19 protein-coding genes are annotated in these 20,979 nt (G+C 37.8%); 15 read left to right on the forward strand and 4 right to left on the reverse strand.

Annotated features, from left to right (window positions below; translation table 11 throughout):
• Positions 1–2: 2 nt before the first annotated feature.
• Positions 3–776 carry a tetratricopeptide repeat protein gene (locus BLT95_RS05445; RefSeq protein WP_089665115.1) on the reverse strand — a complete coding sequence of 258 codons (774 nt, stop codon included), beginning with the start codon at positions 774–776 and terminating at the stop codon, positions 3–5.
• A gap of 147 nt (positions 777–923) precedes the next feature.
• Here BLT95_RS05445 and recF point away from each other — a divergent pair, with 147 nt between their 5' ends.
• Genes recF through BLT95_RS05465 form a run of 4 tightly spaced genes read left to right on the forward strand, consistent with a single transcriptional unit; the run spans position 924 to position 2,969 of the window.
• Entirely contained in the window at positions 924–2,003 is a 1,080-nt protein-coding gene (gene recF, locus BLT95_RS05450) for a DNA replication and repair protein RecF (RefSeq protein ID WP_089665116.1), read from the forward strand.
• A complete protein-coding gene (locus tag BLT95_RS05455; RefSeq protein WP_157718020.1) occupies positions 2,000–2,440 on the forward strand; it encodes a lipocalin family protein in 441 nt (146 codons plus the stop codon). Before recF ends, BLT95_RS05455 begins: the two co-directional genes overlap by 4 nt.
• Positions 2,418–2,720, forward strand: a complete 303-nt coding sequence (locus BLT95_RS05460; RefSeq protein ID WP_089665118.1) for a DUF721 domain-containing protein — start codon at positions 2,418–2,420, stop codon at positions 2,718–2,720. The genes BLT95_RS05455 and BLT95_RS05460 overlap by 23 nt, the downstream gene beginning before the upstream one ends.
• A 24-nt stretch (positions 2,721–2,744) precedes the next feature.
• Positions 2,745–2,969, forward strand: coding sequence for a hypothetical protein (locus tag BLT95_RS05465; protein WP_089665119.1), 225 nt, complete (start codon positions 2,745–2,747; stop codon positions 2,967–2,969).
• A 279-nt stretch (positions 2,970–3,248) separates the two neighbouring features.
• Here BLT95_RS05465 and BLT95_RS05470 read toward each other — a convergent pair whose 3' ends face one another.
• Positions 3,249–3,668: a nucleoside-diphosphate kinase gene (locus tag BLT95_RS05470; RefSeq protein WP_089665120.1), complete on the reverse strand. Its 420-nt coding sequence runs from the start codon at positions 3,666–3,668 to the stop codon at positions 3,249–3,251.
• 228 nt (positions 3,669–3,896) lie between these two features.
• Between BLT95_RS05470 and BLT95_RS05475 the strand changes: the two genes are divergently transcribed.
• The 3 genes from BLT95_RS05475 to BLT95_RS05485 all read left to right on the forward strand — a co-directional run bounded on the left by BLT95_RS05475 (position 3,897) and on the right by BLT95_RS05485 (position 6,689).
• A complete protein-coding gene (locus tag BLT95_RS05475) occupies positions 3,897–4,913 on the forward strand; it encodes a bifunctional oligoribonuclease/PAP phosphatase NrnA (protein WP_089665121.1) in 1,017 nt (338 codons plus the stop codon).
• A complete protein-coding gene (gene gldI, locus BLT95_RS05480; protein ID WP_089665122.1) occupies positions 4,910–5,470 on the forward strand; it encodes a gliding motility-associated peptidyl-prolyl isomerase GldI in 561 nt (186 codons plus the stop codon). Before BLT95_RS05475 ends, gldI begins: the two co-directional genes overlap by 4 nt.
• A gap of 88 nt (positions 5,471–5,558) precedes the next feature.
• Complete coding sequence (locus BLT95_RS05485) at positions 5,559–6,689, forward strand: peptidylprolyl isomerase (protein WP_089665123.1); 1,131 nt, start codon at positions 5,559–5,561, stop codon at positions 6,687–6,689.
• A 67-nt stretch (positions 6,690–6,756) separates the two neighbouring features.
• Here BLT95_RS05485 and BLT95_RS05490 read toward each other — a convergent pair whose 3' ends face one another.
• A complete protein-coding gene (locus BLT95_RS05490; protein WP_089665124.1) occupies positions 6,757–8,217 on the reverse strand; it encodes an aminoacyl-histidine dipeptidase in 1,461 nt (486 codons plus the stop codon).
• A gap of 88 nt (positions 8,218–8,305) precedes the next feature.
• Here BLT95_RS05490 and BLT95_RS05495 point away from each other — a divergent pair, with 88 nt between their 5' ends.
• The 3 genes from BLT95_RS05495 to BLT95_RS05505 all read left to right on the forward strand — a co-directional run bounded on the left by BLT95_RS05495 (position 8,306) and on the right by BLT95_RS05505 (position 13,758).
• Positions 8,306–9,379 carry a DUF3810 domain-containing protein gene (locus BLT95_RS05495; protein WP_089665125.1) on the forward strand — a complete coding sequence of 358 codons (1,074 nt, stop codon included), beginning with the start codon at positions 8,306–8,308 and terminating at the stop codon, positions 9,377–9,379.
• An 85-nt stretch (positions 9,380–9,464) separates the two neighbouring features.
• Complete coding sequence (locus tag BLT95_RS05500; protein ID WP_089665126.1) at positions 9,465–12,431, forward strand: amidohydrolase family protein; 2,967 nt, start codon at positions 9,465–9,467, stop codon at positions 12,429–12,431.
• A 13-nt stretch (positions 12,432–12,444) separates the two neighbouring features.
• Entirely contained in the window at positions 12,445–13,758 is a 1,314-nt protein-coding gene (locus tag BLT95_RS05505) for an amidohydrolase family protein (RefSeq protein WP_089665127.1), read from the forward strand.
• A 92-nt stretch (positions 13,759–13,850) separates the two neighbouring features.
• Here the strand turns inward: BLT95_RS05505 and BLT95_RS05510 are convergent, their stop codons facing one another.
• Positions 13,851–14,669, reverse strand: coding sequence for a DUF6503 family protein (locus BLT95_RS05510; RefSeq protein WP_089665128.1), 819 nt, complete (start codon positions 14,667–14,669; stop codon positions 13,851–13,853).
• 151 nt (positions 14,670–14,820) lie between these two features.
• Between BLT95_RS05510 and BLT95_RS05515 the strand changes: the two genes are divergently transcribed.
• The 5 genes from BLT95_RS05515 to BLT95_RS05535 all read left to right on the forward strand — a co-directional run bounded on the left by BLT95_RS05515 (position 14,821) and on the right by BLT95_RS05535 (position 20,972).
• Positions 14,821–15,642, forward strand: coding sequence for an RNA methyltransferase (locus BLT95_RS05515; RefSeq protein ID WP_089665129.1), 822 nt, complete (start codon positions 14,821–14,823; stop codon positions 15,640–15,642).
• Positions 15,643–15,726: 84 nt separating this feature from the next.
• Positions 15,727–16,965 carry a M48 family metallopeptidase gene (locus BLT95_RS05520; protein ID WP_089665130.1) on the forward strand — a complete coding sequence of 413 codons (1,239 nt, stop codon included), beginning with the start codon at positions 15,727–15,729 and terminating at the stop codon, positions 16,963–16,965.
• Positions 16,966–17,000: 35 nt separating this feature from the next.
• Positions 17,001–19,208, forward strand: coding sequence for a bifunctional (p)ppGpp synthetase/guanosine-3',5'-bis(diphosphate) 3'-pyrophosphohydrolase (locus tag BLT95_RS05525; protein WP_089665131.1), 2,208 nt, complete (start codon positions 17,001–17,003; stop codon positions 19,206–19,208).
• A gap of 24 nt (positions 19,209–19,232) precedes the next feature.
• On the forward strand, positions 19,233–19,688 hold the full coding sequence (locus BLT95_RS05530) for a transcriptional repressor (RefSeq protein WP_089665132.1): 456 nt from the start codon (positions 19,233–19,235) through the stop codon (positions 19,686–19,688).
• Between the two features lie 12 nt (positions 19,689–19,700).
• Entirely contained in the window at positions 19,701–20,972 is a 1,272-nt protein-coding gene (locus BLT95_RS05535; RefSeq protein ID WP_089665133.1) for an adenylosuccinate synthase, read from the forward strand.
• Positions 20,973–20,979: the final 7 nt, after the last annotated feature.

Below are 20,979 nucleotides of genomic sequence, written 5' to 3' on the forward strand. Positions count from 1 at the left end.
AGTTAGTTTTTCATCGCGCGGGCCTGACCAAGATAAATTGGTACCTTGTCTGCCTCTGGAGTTTCAGAATATTCATCTTCTATTTGAAGAAGATATTCTTCTGCAGCATCTGCTTCTCCTAAATTGATCGCTGTAATTGCCGCTTTTAATAAGAATCTTGGGGTTGTGAATGAATTTGCTCTCATTTCTGCAGCTTTTTCATAATAACCTAAGGCTTCCTCAGGTTGCTCAAGTTGCATAAAAGCATCTCCGATTCCTCCTGCAGCCAAAGCTGAAAATATCTCATCATCACTGCTAAATTCTTCCAGCTGCTCGATAGCTTCCTGATACTTTCCTGTTCTTAGGTAAGCGAATCCGGCATTGTAATGCGCGAGGTTTGCAGCATCGGTTCCACCATAATTATCAATAATGTCTAAAAATCCGTATTTACCTTCACCTCCATTTAACGCAAGGTTGTATAAAGAGTCACTTTGTGCTCCGGTTGCTCTTAAAGCAGAAGCCATGTAGTTCTCTGCCTGCGCCATTTCGTTTGCAGCCTCATTTTGATTTGGCTCATGGATAAAACGGTTATAACCTAAATATCCTAAAACGGCAACGATGGCAACCCCAACAATAATATAGATATATTTCTGATTGTCGGCGACCCAGGTTTCAGTCTTACTTGCTCCCTCATCTAAAGTATTAAAAACTTCTGCAGTGGTAGATTCCTGTTCTGCGGTTTGTTCTCTTTCCTCCTTGTTGGAAGGCTTGTATCCTCTTTTCTTATACGTTGCCATAAAAAATTTTTAATGCGTGGCAAAAATATAATTTTTTGTGAAAATTAAAAGATAAAATATTTGTATTTTTTGAATAATTTAGAGTCCTTTTGCGACTCAATACTACTTCAATCGAATAATGAATTTCCGGCTGAAACACAGCGATTTATGCATTTAAAAAATCTAAGCCTGCTTAATTATAAGAATCTTAAGACGGCTGAATTTGATTTCGATGAAAAGATCAACTGCCTGGTTGGGAATAACGGGGTGGGAAAAACGAACGTTCTGGACAGTATTTATCACTTATCATTCGGAAAGAGTTATTTTAATCCTATCACCTCTCAGAACATCAATCATGATTCCGACTTTTTCGTTGTGGAGGGTGAATTCGAAAAAAATGAGAAATCTGAAAAGATCCTAGCCAGCGCCAAAAAGGGTCAGAAGAAGATCATTAAGCGCAATAATAAAGCATATGACAAGGTAAGCGATCATATCGGCTTTATTCCTACGGTCATCATTTCACCGGCAGACAGGGACCTTATCATTGAAGGATCTGAAACCCGGAGAAAGTTTATGGACGGCGTGATATCACAAAGCGATCAAGCCTACCTTAATAAGCTTCTACAGTACACCAAACTGGTTTCGCAGCGAAATTCGCTTTTAAAATATTTCGCCGCCAATAATACTTTTGAAAGAGATACGCTGGAAGTATATAATCTACAAATGAGTAGCCTTGGACAGGATCTTTTTGAAAAACGCAAAGAATTTTTAAAAGAATTTATTCCTATTTTCAATAAAAGGTATGCCGATATTACCAATAACAAGGAGATAGTTGATATCAATTATAAAAGTCAGCTTTTTGATAAATCACTCTCTAATCTTTTAGAGGAAAATCTTCAGAAAGATATGGCTTTGCAATATACTTCTGTAGGAACGCATAAAGATGACCTGAGTTTCGAGATCGAAGGTCACCCAATTAAGAAATTTGGTTCCCAGGGCCAGCAAAAATCTTTCTTAATCGCTTTGAAACTGGCTCAATTCGATTTTATCAAAAAAATAAGCAAAGTAAACCCTATTCTACTACTAGATGATATTTTTGATAAACTGGATGAGAACCGGGTTGCCCACATCGTTGCCCTCGTAGCGACCGATGAACTGGGGCAGATTTTTCTAAGTGACACTCATGCTGATAGGACCGAAAAAGTAGTTAAAAGCAGTAATCAATCCTATAAAATATTCAAGCTTTGAAAAAACTGATCCTTTTATTTTCAATTTTCGCCATGGTGGCCTGCTCAAATAATGATCCTCAGGAACAACTTAAGAAGCTCAACGGTTACTGGCAAATTGAAAAAGTAGAAATTGAAAATGATTCTGTAGTGGAATATAGCTTGAGTCAGTATATCGACTATATTGAAATCAATGAATCGGTTGGATTCAGAAAAAAACTAAAACCGAAAATCGACGGTGGTTTTATTCAAGCTTCTAACGATTCAGAAAAGATCACTGCGAAAATTGAAGGAAATAATCTTATACTCTATTACTCCACCCCTTTTGCTGAGTGGAAAGAAAAAGTTCTGGAAGTTACAGACGAGAAATTAGTTATTTTAAACCGGGACGATAAAAAATACTACTACGATAAATATGAACCATTACTAAGCCAGGATGAAGAAAAGACGAAAGAATGAAGAAATGAAACTCGGGGATTTATTAAAGAGTTTCGTGGATGAGAACAAACTGGATAAAAAAGGACTCAACCAGGTAAAGGTTAGAGATGTCTGGAACAGCCAGATGGGTCCTGCGATTCAAAAATACACCACAGGATTAAAACTGAAAAATGACACACTTTTCGTTCAACTTAGCTCCTCTGTTCTTAGGGAAGAATTGAGTTATGGAAAAGAGAAGATCATTAGAAACCTTAACGAGGAAATGGGACAGGAACTTATTTCTAAACTGGTTTTAAGATAAGTAAGCCTTTAAAATACAAATCCAATGAGTCATAAAGTTAAAATCTTCCTGATCTATTTCGTTTCTTTCATCGTGATTTTCACAATAGTCAGATATTTGATCGGTTTAATTATTCCACAAATGGAGCATCTCTATTTAATGATCACAGCAGCGATCATAACCGTGGTACTTTCCCCCAGGCTGGACAAGGATCAAAATGGCAGATATGTATTAAAATCTGTTTTCCGTAAGGAGCCGCTTATCAAATAGCATTTTAAAAAAGGTACTGCTATAAATTCAGGGTGATGTATTAAAAACCATTCCCAAGAAGCTTAGCGACAGAAGCGTTCTGTTGTTTCACTCCATAAATTGAGAGTGCGTCGCTTCGCTCGCAGTAACCTTTAAACTTAGGCTTTATAAACTTCGACTGCACTCAGTTTGACAGTTTTATTTAAAAAAACCTTATCCTGGTGAACTTTAAAAAAAGACATAAAAAAAACCGGACTTCGACAGGCTCAGTCCGGTTTTTTATAACAATATGTTTTCTACTTAAAACATTTCTCTACCTGCAAAATGGAAAGCACCTTCAATTTGTGCATTCTCATCGCTGTCACTTCCGTGAACCGCATTTTCTCCAATGCTCGTAGCGTATTTTTTTCTGATAGTTCCTTCAGCAGCATCTTCTGGATTTGTAGCTCCAATTAACGTTCTGAAATCTTCTACCGCGTTATCTTTTTCAAGAATAGCGGCAACGATAGGACCACGAGTCATGAATTCTACCAATTCCCCGAAGAATGGACGCTCATTATGTACTGCATAAAAAGTCTCCGCATCTCTCTGAGTCATTTGTGTAAGCTTCATCGCTACAATTCTAAAGCCTGAAGCGGTGATCTGGTCTAATATTCCACCAATATGCCCGTTCTCTACTGCATCTGGCTTAATCATGGTGAATGTTCTATTATCTGCCATTGTATGGTTTTTAAATTTGGTGCAAAAATAAATAATTACTTTCCATATACAAGTGCTTTAAGCTTTTATGTTGATTTACTGAATTTCAAGGAATTTCCTGATGATCTAAATCCTCCTTTTCTATCTTAGTAAAATGAATTAAACAGGCTTCGTTTTAATTTTTAGCAAAGAATTTTAAAGCATGCTATATTTCTCAAGTCCTATTAAATTGTATATTTAGCCCCTACTATGATAGACACAAGAATACTGGAAATAACGGCTGAACTGGCAAAAGCCGAAAATATAGTAATAGTCCCGCACAAAGGCCCAGATGGTGATGCGATGGGATCTTCGCTTGGACTTATGCATTTTTTAAGGGACAAAGGTCATAATGCCATAGTGGTAGCCCCGAATGATTATCCTCATTTTCTCAAATGGTTACCTGGAAGTGACGAGGTTATTATTTACGAATCTAACAAAGAGAAGGCCGATGCAGTTATTGCAGAAGCTCAGATTGTGTTTACCCTGGATTTCAATAACCTTTCAAGATGTGGTTTAATGCAGGATTCGCTCCTGGCATCAGATGCCGTTTTTGTTATGATAGATCACCATCAGGAACCTTCAGATTATGCGAACTATACCTATAGTGATTCTGAGATGAGTTCTACCTGCGAAATGGTGTACAAATTCATCGATAAATTAAGAGCCAGTAAAAAGATCACTCCGGAAATCGCTACCTGTCTTTATACAGGGATCATGACAGATACTGGATCTTTTCGTTTTGCATCTACCTCCAGTGATACGCATAGGGTAATTGCCGATCTTATTGATAAAGGAGCTGGAAATGCTCAAATTCATAATAATATCTATGATACCAATTCTGAAAATAAGTTACAATTATTAGGTACGGCGCTTCAGAATTTAAAGGTTATCAAAGAACTAAGAACCGCATATATAAGTTTATCCCAGGAAGAACTTGATAAACATAACTTTAAAAAAGGAGATACAGAAGGTTTTGTAAACTATGGCCTTTCACTGGATGGAATCATCTTTGCCGTTATATTTATTGAAAAGGAGAATGAAGACCTTATAAAAATATCTTTCAGATCCAAAGGTGATTTTAATGTAAATAAATTTGCTCGGGCCCATTTTGAAGGTGGCGGACATATTAATGCTGCTGGCGGAAAAAGCAATATTTCGCTGAACGATACGATCGTAAAATTCAATAAAATCTTATTTGAATATTCTGAAGAGCTAAAAAAATGAAAACTTTAAATTTATTACTTCTAGTTCTATTCGTTGTGGGCTGTAAAACCCCTGAAGCCAGAAGACCTGTTTCCCAAAGCAGTGGTTCATATATTGATGAATCGGTAGAAAGAAACAAGGAAATGATCGCAAAGGAGGAAGACTATATTAAAAAGGTAATGGGAGCGAATTCAGATACCCAATATCTTACCTCAGCCGATGGTTTCTGGTATTACTACAATGAAAAGTCAACCGACAGCCTGAATACCAGAACACCTCAATTTGGGGATGTAGTGGTTTTTGATTATTCCATTTCCAGTATTGAAGGAGAACCTATCTATGCCGAAGGAGAAAAACCTACGCGTGAATATGCCATAGACAAAGAAAAACTATTTACCGGATTGAGACAGGGATTAAAATTGATGAAAGAAGGAGAAACTGTAAGTTTTCTTTTTCCTTCTCACAAAGCTTTCGGTTATTACGGCGATAAAGATAAAATTGGAAGTAATGCTCCAATTATGGCAAAGGTGACTTTGCATACTATAAAAGAAGAATCAAATAACGAGATCAATAATTAAGGATGGAATGAGCATGAAAAGATCTGGATAGTCACCAGAATAATTATTGCGAATTACATCTTAAAAACAGAAAAATCAAAAATTACAGATGAAAACAAAAAGCTTTTTTTTACTATTTACACTAGCCCTGGCACTATTTTCCTGCAATGATGAGTACCCTGAATTGGAAGACGGAATGTATGCCGAATTCAATACTTCAATGGGACCTGTTATTGCCGAACTTTATTTTGAAGAAACACCCATGACTGTGGCCAGTTTTGTTTCTCTTGCCGAGGGTACAAGTAAAATGGCAGATAGTACTTACAAGGACAAAAAATATTATGACGGACTTATTTTTCACCGTGTGATCGACGGATTTGTGATCCAGGGTGGAGATCCTACCGGAACTGGAAGTGGTGGCCCGGGTTACAAATATCCAGATGAATTTGTAGATTCTTTAAGTCACGATTCTAAAGGAATCCTTTCTATGGCAAACGCCGGTCCTGGTACCAACGGAAGTCAGTTTTTTATCACCTTAGGTCCTGTTAATCAACTAGACGGAAAACATACTGTTTTCGGAAAAGTAGTAAAAGGTCAGGATGTAGTAGATTCTATTGGAAAAGTAGAGACAGGTCCTCGTGATCGCCCGGTTAAAGATGTTACCATGAATGAGGTGAACATTATCAGAAAAGGAAGCGCGGCGAAAAATTTTGAGGCTCCCAAAGTTCTTGAAGGTGAATTAGCAGCTATTGAAGCTGAAAAAGAAGCTGAAACCAAAAAAATGGAAGAAATGGCTTCTAAAAAGAATGAAGAGTTTAATGCTTTGAAGGAAAAAGCAGATTCTTTAGATAGTGGAATAAAGATCTATTTTGAAAATAAAGGAGAAGGTGAAAAACCTAAAAACGGGCAAACAGTAACTGTAAATTATGAAGGTTATTTCGCCAACGGAACCCTTTTCGACACGAATAACAAAGAATTGGCTCAACAAACTGGCGTTTACGATCATCGCAGGGATACCGGCGGTGGATATGGTCCAATGCCTACCGTATATGGCCCTGATGCACCGATGATTCCAGGGTTTAAAGAAGCACTACAGCAGATGAATGTTGGAGACGAGGCAGTTGTATTTATCCCAAGCGCGATGGGTTATGGTGAAAGAGGTGCAGGAAGTGTAATTCCTCCCAATACAGATCTCATCTTTAGAATTGAGATGGTAGAAATAGTAGATAATGCTAAATAGAGGAATTAATAACTAAAAAAATCCCCTTGCGAAAGCAAGGGGATTTTTTTTTCAAATATCTTCTAAATTAATTCTCTGGAATATTCTTTAATACTTCAAGTAAGAATTTCCAGTATTTCTGAGCAGATTTAATGCTGGCCCTTTCATCTGGAGAATGAGCCCCCCTAATGGTTGGTCCAAAAGAGATCATATCCATATTGGGATAATGACTACCTATAATCCCACATTCCAGTCCTGCATGGCAGGCAGCAATATCAGCTTTTTCTCCATTTACTCGTTGGTAGATCTCATCCAGGGTCTTCAGGATCGCTGAATTACTATTTGGTGCCCATCCTGGATACTCCCCCGATAATTTTACCTCAAAACCTGCAAGTTCAAAAACAGCTGTCAATGAGTTAGCGAGATCATTTTTATTGGACTCAACTGAACTTCGGGTTAAACATTTTATATGTACCTCTCCATCTTTAAGGATAACCTTTGCTACATTATTAGAAGTCTCCACCAGACCTTCAATTTCCGGGCTCATTCTATAAACACCGTTATGTGCTCCCGCTAATGCCAGCAGTACTTCACGTTGAGATCTAAGGTCCATCACAGGATTTTGAGAGGTAGACCTTTGCACATCTATAGAAAGATTGGGTTCTAAAGTAGCATATTCAGATTTTATATCTTTTGCTCTCAATTCAAACTCCTTCTTAAAACTCTCTTCTTCAGTATCAGGAATTGCAATTATTGCTTCACTTTCTCTTGGGATCGCATTTCGTAAACCTCCGCCATTTATTTCTGAAATTCTCATTTTAAGTCCTTCCGAAGTATTTATAAGCAAACGGTTCATCAGTTTATTAGCATTTCCCAGACCTTTGATGATGTCCATCCCGGAATGACCTCCCATTAAACCTTTCACTTTAATCGAATAGCTTCGATAAGTTTCCGGCATTTTTTCCTCTTCATATTTCTTAGTGGCTGTAATATCAACTCCACCGGCGCAACCAATTCCTATCTCATCATCCTCCTCAGTGTCAAGGTTCAGTAAAATATCTCCTTCCAACAGATCTGGACTCAAACCTTTAGCTCCGGTCATCCCGGTTTCTTCGTCAATAGTAAATAATGCTTCGATGGCAGGGTGCTCTATAGAATCACTTTCAAGAATCGCCATCATCGTAGCCACCCCTAGACCATTATCTGCTCCAAGGGTAGTTCCCTTTGCACGAACCCAGTCTCCATCTACGTGCATTTCTATTCCCTGAGTATCAAAATCAAAATCGGTATCATTATTCTTTTGATGAACCATGTCCAGGTGAGCCTGTAAAACGATCTTTTTTCGGCTTTCCATCCCTTTGGTTGCAGATTTGTAGATCACAACATTCCCAACACTATCCACTTCCGTCTTAAGATCAAGGTTATTCCCGAAATTCTTAATGAATTCTATAACTCGTTCTTCTTTTTTGGATGGTCTTGGAACAGCGTTCAGATCAGCGAATTTATTCCACAATACTTTGGGTTCCAGCGCCCTTATTTCTTCATTCATTACTCTATATTTTGGTATCTTCACAAAGGTATTCGATTTTACGGAACTCTAAAATTTGAAGCCTGCTGAATATTTGTATTTTTAAGCCGTGAAGAGAAAATCCACCCTCCTGTTAGCAATTTTATTACCGGTACAAATTATAGGTATCAACATACTTGCTGGCCATTCTAATTTTGTTGAAGAATATTACTCTAATGGTTTATATCCCGCTATTTCCAAAATAATGCGCTATAGTCTGGGATTCATCCCATTTTCCCTTGGCGATTTTCTATACGCCGCACTAATTATTCTTTTGATCATATGGTTGATTAGAAGAGTTAGTCAAAAATTCAGAAATCCAAGGGTCTGGATTCCTGATGCTTTGGCTTGTCTTTCCATCATCTATTTTTGTTTTCATTTATTCTGGGGCTTTAATTATTACAGGCTTCCTCTTCATAAAACCCTGGAAATAGAAAATGAGTATACTACTAAAAAACTAATTGCATTAAGCGAAACACTAATTGAAAGATCGAATCAGCTTCATTTAGAATTAGCCGAAAATGATTCAGTGAAAGTTGAATATGAGTATACTAAAAGTGAGCTGTTTGATATTACGCTTAAAGGTTATAAGCATATTCAAAAGGAATTTCCAGAACTAACTTACAATGGCCCGGCCTTAAAGCGTTCTTTATACAGTCTACCGCTCACCTATATGGGTTTTAACGGATACCTGAATCCGCTAACTAACGAAGCTCAGGTTAATACGCTAATTGTTCCATATAAAATACCAACTACGGCGAGCCATGAAGTAGGCCATCAATTAGGCTTTGCTAAAGAAAATGAAGCAAATTTTGTTGCCTGCCTGGTAACGATGAATCATCCAAATAAAAAATTCAGGTATTCCGGATATACTTTTGCACTTAGTTATTGTTTGAGTGAGCTTTATAGACGTGATCAGGTCAAGGCAGAAGAACTCATCGCGACCATGAATAAAGGGATTCTAAAAAACTACCAGGAAGTTGACGATTTCTGGCGACAGCACACCAATCCATTCGAGCCTGTTTTCAAAGCCACTTATAACAGATATCTCATTGTGAACAATCAGTCAGACGGGATGAAAAGTTACAGCTACGTAGTCGCCTTACTGGTAAATTATTTCGATGACACTCGAAACGCACTATAATTGCTCTGGATTTATTCAAATTTTAGTACTTTAAGGCTCTTAAAATTTTGAGCAATCTTATTTCACCTAAAACCACCTATTATTTATGAAATTAAAATTACTGCTTTTGGGAGTTTTCCTTTGCATTTTTTCGGTGCAAGCTCAGGAATACTTTCCAAAAAATGATGGTGTAAAAACCCGAAATACCAATTACACTGTATTCAAAAATGCCAAAATCCATGTGGATCCTCAAACAGTGATCAACAATGGAATGTTTGCCATACGAGAAGGAAAAATTACTGCAGTTGGCAAGTCAATAAATATTCCAAAGAACAGTATGGTAATCGATCTGAAAGGAAAAGAAGTCTATCCTTCTTTTATAGATCTTTACAGCGACTTCGGGATCCCAAAACCTAAAAGGGCTGAAGGCGGAAATGGTCCGCAATATGATGCTTCCCGTGAAGGTTATTACTGGAATGATCATATTAGACCCGATACTGATGCTGTTGCACAATTCAGCTTTGATGCTAAAGAAGCTAAAAAATATCATAAAGCAGGCTTTGGTGTTGTAAATACACATGTTCCAGATGGTATCATCAGAGGTACCGGGATGTTGGTAGCGCTTACTCCCGAAGTTAGCGAAGGAGACCGTATCCTGAATGACAGGTCTTCACAATATCTTTCTTTTGATAAGAGTGTTCAGTCAAGACAATCTTACCCAACTTCTATTATGGGCACCATGGCACTACTTCGCCAGACATATCTTGATGCCGACTGGTATTCTAAAGGAAATGCAGATAATAAAGATCTTGCTTTAGAGGCTTTAAATGACAATAAGAATCTTGTTCAGATCTTTACAGCAGATAATCTTTTAAATGAGCTGAGAGCAGATAAAGTTGGGGATGAATTTGGAGTTCAGTATGTAATCGTTGGTAGCGGAAACGAATACCAGCGACTCGATAAGATTAAAGCTTCGAATGCGACCTATATTGTTCCTTTAAAATTTCCAGAAGCTTACGATGTGGAAGATCCTTATCTCACTGGTTATCTAAGCCTCGAAGAAATGAGAGAATGGAACCAGGCACCGGCAAACCTCAAAATGCTTTCTGAAAACAAGGTTCCATTTACTATCACCACTCACTCTATAGATGCTGAAAAAGATTTCAGAAACAATCTTCTAAAAGCTATCGAGTACGGTTTGAGCAAAGAAGCTGCTTTGGCTTCTCTTACCACCGTTCCTGCGAAAACGATTGGACAATCTGGTAAACTAGGGACTATACAGGAAGGAGCCTGGGCAAACTTCATAATTACTTCAGGTGATTTTTTCGAAAAAGAAACCATTTTATATGAAAACTGGATCCAGGGTGAAAAGAATGTTCTTGAAAGCATGGACATTACTAATATTACCGGAAACTATGATCTAAAGGTAGATGGAAAAACTTATCAGCTGGATATTACCGGTGAAGCCTCAAAACCTAAGGCCGAAGTAAAAATGGGAGAAACCAAAATTGGTTCAAAATTGAGTTTTGACAACAATTGGATGAATCTTTTACTTTCTTCTCCAGACACAACTAAAACAGAATTTATAAGACTGGTAGCAAATGTTCCGGCTCCAAGTAATTCTATTTCGGGAAAAGCTATTCTGGCTAATGGGAATGAAACCTCATTTCAGGCTACAAAGAATTCTGAAGCTGATAAAGAGAAAAAGGAAAAAGACAAAGAGTCTGAAACTCCAAAAGTAGCATCGGTCACCTATCCTAATATTGCTTACGGTTTCAAGGAAAAACCAAAGCAGGAAAATGTACTTTTTAAGAATGCTACGGTTTGGACGAGCGAGGATGAGGGAGTATTAGAGAACACAGATGTACTTGTAAAAAATGGAGAAATTGTACGTATTGGACAGGATTTAAATGCCAGTGGAGCCAGAGTAATCGATGCTACAGGAAAACACTTAACTGCCGGGATCATAGATGAACATTCACATATAGCAGCTTCAGATATTAATGAAGCCGGACACAATTCTTCAGCTGAAGTGAGTATGGAAGACGTTATAGATCCTACTGATATTGGGATTTACAGAGATCTGGCCGGTGGGGTTACCACTATTCAGCTGTTACATGGTTCAGCCAATCCAATTGGAGGCCGTTCAGCTATTTTGAAACTGAAATGGGGAGAATCTGCAGATGATCTCATCTTTGAGCAGGCACCGCCATTTATAAAATTTGCTCTCGGTGAAAACGTAAAACAATCTAACTGGAGTGGGAATCGTTTTCCTCAAACCAGGATGGGTGTTGAGCAGGTATTTATAGACTACTTTAGTCAGGCTAGAGCTTACGAAGCAAAAAAGAAAAGCGGTGGAGATTTCAGAAAAGATATTGAAATGGAAACTCTTGTAGAGATTTTGAATGGCGAACGCTTTGTTAGCTCCCACTCGTACATACAAAGTGAGATCAATATGTTGATGAAAGTTGCAGAGCAATTCGATTTCAACATCAATACGTTTACACATATTCTGGAAGGATATAAAGTGGCCGATAAAATGAAACAACATGGCGTTGGCGCTTCCACATTTTCTGACTGGTGGGCCTATAAATACGAGGTAAATGACGCGATCCCCTATAATGCCTCTATCATGAATAATGTTGGGATCACGGTTGCTATTAACAGCGATGATGGTGAAATGAGCCGAAGACTAAACCAGGAAGCTGCAAAAAGTGTAAAATATGGTGGAATGAGCGAGGAAGATGCCTGGAAAATGGTAACGATCAATCCCGCCAAACTTTTACATGTAGATGAGCTTGTGGGAAGTATAAAACCAGGAAAACAGGCAGATCTTGTTCTCTGGAACGATCATCCTCTTTCCATCTATGCAAAACCAGAAAAGACAATGATAGAAGGTGTATTCTATTTTGATATAGATCGTGATAAGCAAATGAGAGAAGAGATCAAAAAAGAACGTAACGAACTTATCGGTCAGATGCTGCAAGCCAAGAACAGCGGAGTGAAGACTCAACCTGTCACCAAGAAAGAAAAGCAACATGTTCACTGTGATCTTTTAGAACAGGTTCAATAAAATTGAAAAGAAAATGAAAAGATTCAATAAATATATTTTAATAGCGCTACTGGTAGTTTCCAGTAACAGTTTCGCTCAGCAAACACCTGCGGAAAAACAATCGGAACCCATTACCATTGTTGGAGCTACGGCACATTTAGGAAATGGCGAGATTATTGAAAATAGCCTTATCATCTTTAAAGATGGGGTTATTACCGAAGTAATCGCAGCAAATTTAACCAAGCAACAATATCCCGGAAAGATCATTAACGCTGAAGGCAAACATGTATATCCGGGAATTATCGCCCCAAACTCAACCCTTGGATTGGTGGAGATCGCTGCGGTAAAAGCAACGGAAGATGATGATGAAATGGGAGAAATGCTTCCTAACGTAAGAAGCCTGATCGCATATAATGCAGAGAGTAAGATCGTAGAGTCCATGAGACCAAATGGTGTGCTTTTAGGGCAAATCGTTCCAAGAGGCGGCCTCATCTCTGGTACCTCATCTATTGTACAGTTCGATGCCTGGAACTGGGAAGATGCGGTGGTAAAAGAAAATGATGCAATTCATATTAACTGGCCAGATGCTTTTAGAAGAGGTCGCTGGTGGAGAGACGAAGATCCTGGGCTTACTGCTAATAAAGAGTATAAGGAAAACGTACAAAAATTGTCAGATTTCTTTGCATCTTCAAAGGCGTATCTTGCTGGAGATAGGGATTATAAAAACCTTCAACATCTTGCTATGGATTCTATATTCAACGGAAATAAAAAAGTTTTTGTTCATGTAGATGGTGAAAAGGAAATCATGGACGTAATTCAATTCAAAAAAGAACAGGGTATTGAAAGTTTGGTCATTGTTGGAGGCTACGATGCATTGGGTGTCGCAAAAGAATTAAAAACTAATGACATTCCTGTCCTTGTTAACCGTCCACACAGCACCCCAAATAAAGCTTATGAGGACTATGACTATCCCTATAAGATGGCAAAATTGCTTCAGGATGAAGGAGTGCTGGTAGCCATTGAGGGTAGCGGACAAATGGAACGAATGAACTCCAGGAATCTGCCTTTTTATGCTGGTACGGTTGCTGCCTTTGGAATGGACAAAGAAGACGCCTTAAAATTGATCACTTCTAATACTGCTAAAATTTTAGGGATCGATGATTCTTACGGAAGTCTTGAGAAAGGTAAATCTGCAACGTTATTTATTTCTGAAGGGGATGCGTTGGATATGAGAACTAATATTCTGTCACATGCGTTTATTGACGGCCGGGAAGTGAGTCTGGAGACTCATCAAACCGAACTTTGGAAGAGATATTCCAATAAATACAAAAATCAGGAAGAGAAGTAATATTATTTAGACCTGTAGAGAAAACAGGACACTTAAAAAAAGATCTCCAAATTAAAAAAATGGGAGATCTTTTTTTTTGAAACCATAATTAATTATTCTTCTGAATCTTCAAAAACCCTGGCACCTTCCGGCATTCTAAAGGCTTCAGTATCCATCTTATCTTCAGTGATACTCACTTTATTAAAACTTACTTCATTTCGCTTATCACCAATTGATCCAGCTTCATAATTATACCATGCGATCGTCTTAGGTAATAGCAAACCGTTTGTTTCCTGCCACTCGGCATATTTAATAAGATTTACCTTATCACTGGATTGTCCGGTTTGATAAGTTACCGTATATCCCAGCCATGCCATTTTTTTAGTTTGAGAATCATAATACAGATAATATTCATCTTCTGGCGAAGCACCTACTCCATCATTAAAAGATATCTTGATCCCGGGATATAAGGTTTCCTTATAATTTAAGGTCTCCGTCTTTTCGTAATTAAGTCCTTCATCTGCCAGTACAAAAGGCATAGCATAAAAATAAAACATGAGATTATGATAGAAACCGGCATTTCCCTTATACTCTGTCGCTCCTTCTTTTATCCAGACATCTTCTCCATCATATCCCATGAAAAGGTCTTCATTTTCAATAAAAGTATACCGATCTTTCAGGTCTATGGTCTGGTATTCAACGTTCTCGTCAGACTTTGGAATACTATATTCCAAAGTATGCATCTTATTCCATTGCGCTAAACCACCATGAGCTGCAAATACCTTTTGCAATTCGTCGGGATAGTTCAAGGTAGATTCTGATCTTTCATCTTTAGAAGAAGAAGTGCTTTGCTCTTGTCCTGCTTCTTTTGTGTCATTTTTGCATGCTGTGGCAAACGCAAGAGCAGCGATAATTAATATTACTTTTTTCATGGTTGGTGGTTTAGTTTTAAAAAATTCAGTTCGGTTGTAAAAAGACTATAAAATGGTCGGAATGATCCTGAATATCTTACAAATCCCTTTAAAGGAACATTCTAAAAACTAAATATCTCTACTCTAATGAGTATTCCATATTTTTGCAAGCATGCTAAAACAGATCACGAGCCCTCAGAATAAAGAAGTAAAATGGCTTCTTCAGCTACAGGAGAAATCCCGTAACCGCAGAAAAGAAGCTGCTTTTATTGTAGAAGGAAAAAGGGAGATACATCTTGCCATTAAAGGCGGGTATTTACCACTTCACCTCTATTTTGTTCCTGAACTGGTCGAGTTCCAGGAAGTGATAGAAATGGCCAAAGCTAATAATACTGAACCTGCTGAAATTACAGAGATCAGTAAAGCGGTTTATGAAAAACTTGCCTACAGAGAAAGTACAGAAGGTCTTATAGCAGTTTTCAGGTCTCAGGAAAATATGCTGGAAGACTTAGAGTTTACAACTCCATCGGCGCTCATATTAGTAGCTGAAGCCCCGGAAAAACCAGGTAATATAGGTGCAATTCTAAGAACTGCCGATGCTGCTGCAGTAGACGCCGTGATCATTGCAAATCCAAAAACAGATCTCTACAATCCAAATATTATAAGAAGTAGTGTTGGTTGTCTCTTTACAAATAAGATCGCAACGGGCACAACTGCTGAAATTATCGATTTTCTAAAACGCCGGAATATTAACATTTATGCGGCGGCGCTCCAGGCTTCAGAAGCTTATCACAAAATAGATTTCAAGGAAGCTTCGGCAATTGTAATGGGAACCGAAGCTACTGGTTTAAGCGAAGAATGGCTTGAAAATTCTACTCAGAACATCGTCATTCCCATGCATGGAGAAATTGACTCCATGAATGTTTCTGTGGCGGCCGGAATTCTTATTTTTGAAGCGAAGAGACAAAGATCTGTCGAGAAAGATGCTCAATAGAAGTTAGCAGTATCTGGTAAGGAATAACTTCATTCTGAACTTGTTTCAGAATCTCATAAAATTATAAATTTCAAACTACGAAACTTGAATTCAGAAAGCTTATTTTATATTATCATCGGGATTATTATTATAGATTTTATCATAGACAAAATCCTTGATGCCCTCAATGCAAAACATTTTGATGATCCCATTCCAGAAGAGTTAGAGGACGTTTATGATCCCGAGGAATATGAAAAGTCCCAACGTTATAAAAAGGAACGATTCAAATTTGCAATGATCAGCTCCACATTTTCAGTGCTATTAACTCTTGGTTTTATCATTTTTGACGGTTTTGCTTATGTTGATGAAATTGCCCGAAGTGTCTCTGATAATTCCATTATCGTGCCGCTTATTTTCTTTGGGATCATCATGCTGGGAAGCGATTTATTAATGACACCATTCTCATGGTACAGTACGTTTGTAATAGAAGATAAATATGGCTTCAACAAAACCACGAAAGCAACTTTCTTTCTTGACAAGATAAAAGGCCTGGCGATGACGGCAATTATTGGAGGTGGAATTCTTGCTTTAATTGTTTGGTTCTATCAATTCGCTGAAAGTGATTTCTGGTGGTACGCCTGGATTTTAGTGGCGGTTTTTTCAGTTTTTATGAATATGTTCTATGCAAAACTTATTGTACCGCTATTTAACAAACAAACCCCGTTAAAAAACGGTTCTTTAAGGTCCAGAATCGAAGATTATGCCCGGAGTGTAGGGTTCAAACTTGACAATATATTTGTGATCGATGGTTCTAAAAGAAGTACCAAAGCAAATGCCTATTTTTCGGGTTTTGGAAGCGAAAAAAGGATTACCCTTTATGACACCCTAATTAATGACCTGGAAGAAGAAGAGATCGTTGCCGTACTTGCACATGAAGTTGGTCATTATAAAAAGAATCATATTGTCGTTAATCTGGTAGTTTCGGTTTTGACAACGGGTTTTACATTATGGTTACTATCTTTATTTGTTGGAAATCCCACTTTATCTGAGGCCCTTGGCGTTACTCAACCCAGTTTTCATATTGGCCTTGTGGCCTTCGGAATTTTATATAGTCCTATTTCAGAAATCACCGGACTTATAATGAATTACATTTCCAGAAAATTTGAATACCAGGCAGATAATTTTGCAAAAACCACTTATAATGGTAATTCTCTTATTTCCAGTCTAAAGAAATTATCAAAAAACACATTGAGTAATTTAACTCCACATAAAGCCTATATTTTTGTACATTACTCTCATCCCAGTCTACTACAGCGATATCGCAATTTGAAAGCTGGGAATTAGTTGTTTCCTTTTAATCTTAATTGTATTTTTAACCTATGACAGAGGAGGCTATTGTTAAAGAAAATAAACAGATTGCAAGGCAGTACAAAGAACTGCTGCGTATAAGCTATCAAACCCTGACAGACGAGGATAAAAAACTTATTCGTACAGCTTTTGATATGGCAGTAGATGCCCATAAAGATCAGCGAAGAAAGTCTGGCGAAGCTTATATTTTTCATCCTATTGCCGTAGCAAAGATCGTAGCCTCAGAAATTGGTCTGGATGCCACTTCTATAGCCGCAGCATTGCTGCACGATGTAGTTGAAGACACCCAGTACACCCTCAAAGATCTGGAAAAGACCTTTGGAGAAACCGTGGCCAAGATCGTAGACGGTCTCACTAAAATTTCCAGTCTTAAAAAGGATAAAGATGTATCCCTCCAGGCTGAAAACTTTAGAAAAATGTTGCTTACACTAAATGATGATGTAAGGGTGATCATTATTAAAATCGCAGACAGGCTCCATAATATGCAAACCATGGATGCAATGCGACCTGACAAGCAGATCAAAATCGCTTCAGAAACACTTTACATATACGCTCCCCTTGCACATAGAATTGGTTTGTATAATATAAAAACCGAACTGGAAGATCTTGGATTGAAGTATACTGAACCGGAAGTTTACAGTGATATACTTACTAAAATTAAAGAAAGTAAAGAAGAACAGGACCTTTATATAAAGGAATTCAGTAAGATTATTCAGGATTCTCTGGACAAGGAAAAACTAGATTATGAGATCAAAGGAAGACCAAAATCCATTTATTCCATCAATAAAAAGATCAAAGCCCAAAATATTAATTTTGACGAGATCTACGATAAGTTCGCGATTCGAATAATTTATGAAAGTGAACCCTCGCAGGAAAAATTTCTTGCGTGGAAAATATACTCTATAGTTACAGATCACTTCAGACCCAATCCTACCCGTTTAAGAGACTGGATCTCTTCTCCAAAATCTACCGGCTATGAAGCATTGCATATAACTGTAATGGGGCCTAAGGGACGCTGGGTGGAAGTCCAGATAAGGAGTGAACGAATGAATGAGATCGCTGAAAAAGGATATGCAGCTCATTATAAATACAAACAGGGAGACGACAAGGAAGAGAGAGGTTTTGAAGAATGGGTTACACGTTTACAGGAAGTATTGGAAAGTTCAGAAGTAAATGCTGTGGACTTTGTAGAACAATTCAAACTAAACCTTTATTCCAAAGAGATCTTTGTTTTCACACCTCAGGGTGATTTAAAATCTTTACCTAAAGGATCTACCCCGTTGGATTTCGCTTTTAGTATTCATACAGAAATAGGACTTCACACCAGAGGGTCCAGGGTTAACAGCAAGCTTGTGCCATTAAGCCATGAGCTCAAAAGCGGGGACCAGGTAGAAATTATCACTTCAGATAATGCTAAACCCAATATCAACTGGCTGGATTATGCCAATACGGCAAGGGCAAGGGCGAAGATAAAATCATCCCTAAAAGACGAGAAAAAAGAAATTGCCGAAGAAGGAAAAGCAGTTCTTGCGAGAAAACTAAAGGCTCAAAAGATTCAGTTTAACGAAAAATCTATCAATGAGCTGGTGGTATTTTTCAATCTAAAGACAAGTCTGGACCTCTTCTACAGGGTTGGAATAGGAAAGATAGACAACCAGATGCTAAAAGATTTTGCATCTTCAAGAAGCAACTCTCTTGTAAGCTATTTTAAAAATAAGATTAAGAAACCTCAGGTCGCATCAGATTTGAATAAAGATGAAATCACCGCGAAGTATGATCATCTGGTTTTTGGAAAAGAAGAGGAAAAGCTTGAATATAAATTATCTAATTGCTGCAATCCCATTCCCGGCGATAACGTATTTGGGTTTATCTCGGTGAATGATGGAATTAAAGTTCACAAAAAGGACTGTCCAAATGCTTTACAACTTCAGAGCAATTATGCATACAGAATCATTCAGGCAAAATGGATAGATAGTTCACAACAGGATTTTAAAGCGGTTATTAAACTACAGGGAATAGATAATTTGGGGCTCGTTAGTGAAATTACTAAAGAAATTTCCAGCAATATGCACGTAAACATGAGGAATTTGAATTTTGATAGTTCAGATGGAGTTTTTAGCGGAAGGATTACGTTGGTTGTAAAGAATAATAATATCCTGAATACCATCATACAGAGACTGAAAAAAATTAACGGGATAGACAAGGTTAGCCGTGAATAAACTTTTACCTTTGCAAAGCAAATTATGAGTAAAAAAGTCGTAAATAAAAACGATCAGGCGGTCGTTAAAAACGTTTTCACCAAGTATCTTGAAGACAAAGGGCATCGTAAGACACCGGAGCGTTTTGCTATTCTTCAGGAGATCTATAATTCAGACGATCATTTCGATATCGAGTCTCTTTATATTAAAATGAAGAACAAAAAATATCGAGTGAGTCGAGCCACTTTATACAATACCATAGAATTGTTATTAGAGTGCGGATTGGTTAGAAAGCATCAGTTTGGCCAGAATCAGGCTCAATATGAAAAATCATATTTTGACCGCCAGCACGATCATATCATACTTACAGATACCGGGGAAGTTATAGAATTCTGTGATCCAAGGATACAGAGTATTAAACAAACTATAGAAGAAGTTTTTGATATAGAGATCAACAAGCATTCTTTATATTTCTACGGAAACAAAAAATCAACCAATTAAGTTTAGAAATTCATGGCAGTAGATTTACTACTAGGTCTTCAATGGGGGGATGAAGGAAAAGGAAAAATAGTTGACGTTCTTACCTCCAAATACGATATTATTGCACGTTTTCAAGGTGGCCCCAATGCAGGACATACTCTCGAGTTTGATGGACAAAAGCATGTTTTACACACGATCCCTTCAGGAATATTTCATGATGACAGCATCAACCTGGTAGGTAATGGCGTGGTAATAGATCCTGTAATCTTTAAGAAGGAGCTGGATAATCTTGCGAAGCATAATATCGATTATAAATCCAAACTCGTAATTTCGAGAAAGGCACATTTAATACTTCCTACCCACCGACTTCTGGATGCAGCTTCTGAAGCATCTAAAGGGAAAGCGAAAATTGGCTCTACCCTTAAAGGAATTGGACCAACTTATATGGATAAAACCGGGAGAAATGGTTTGCGTGTGGGTGATCTTGAACTGGAAGACTGGAAAGAAAGATACCGTGCTCTTGCAGATAAGCATGAGAAAATGATCGCTTTCTATGATGTAGATATTCAATATGATCTAAAAGAATTAGAGAAAGAATTCTGTACCGCTGTAAAAACACTCAAGGAACTAACTTTTATTGATAGTGAAGAATACCTCCACCAGGCAATGAAGTCCGGGAAAAGTATTCTTGCGGAAGGAGCTCAGGGATCTCTGCTTGATATCGATTTTGGAACCTATCCCTTTGTGACCTCATCTAATACAACTGCTGCAGGTGCATGTACCGGTCTGGGTGTTGCTCCAAGAGAAATTGGGGAAGCATTCGGAATTTTTAAAGCCTACACCACGAGAGTTGGTAGCGGACCATTCCCTACAGAACTTTTTGACGATGTAGGAGAAAGAATGGGTAAAGTTGGCAATGAATTTGGAGCAACCACCGGAAGAAAAAGACGTTGCGGCTGGTTAGACCTTGTCGCCTTGAAATATGCAGTGCAGGTAAATGGGATTACTCAGCTTATCATGATGAAAGGTGATGTACTTAGTGGTTTTGAAACCTTAAAAGTATGTACTGCGTACAAATATAAAGGTGAAGAAATCACCCATCTTCCATATAATATAGAACCTGAAAATATAGAACCTATTTACACAGAAGTAAAAGGATGGAAAGAGGATCTTACCAAAATGACCGATGCTTCTTCTTTACCAAAAGAGTTTAACGACTATGTGGATTTTCTTGAGAAAGAATTGGAAACACCTATTACAGTCGTTTCTGTGGGACCTGATAGAAAACAGACGATCAACAGATAAGGTAAAA

The organism is Gramella sp. MAR_2010_147, from assembly GCF_900105135.1.
GTDB lineage: Bacteria > Bacteroidota > Bacteroidia > Flavobacteriales > Flavobacteriaceae > Christiangramia.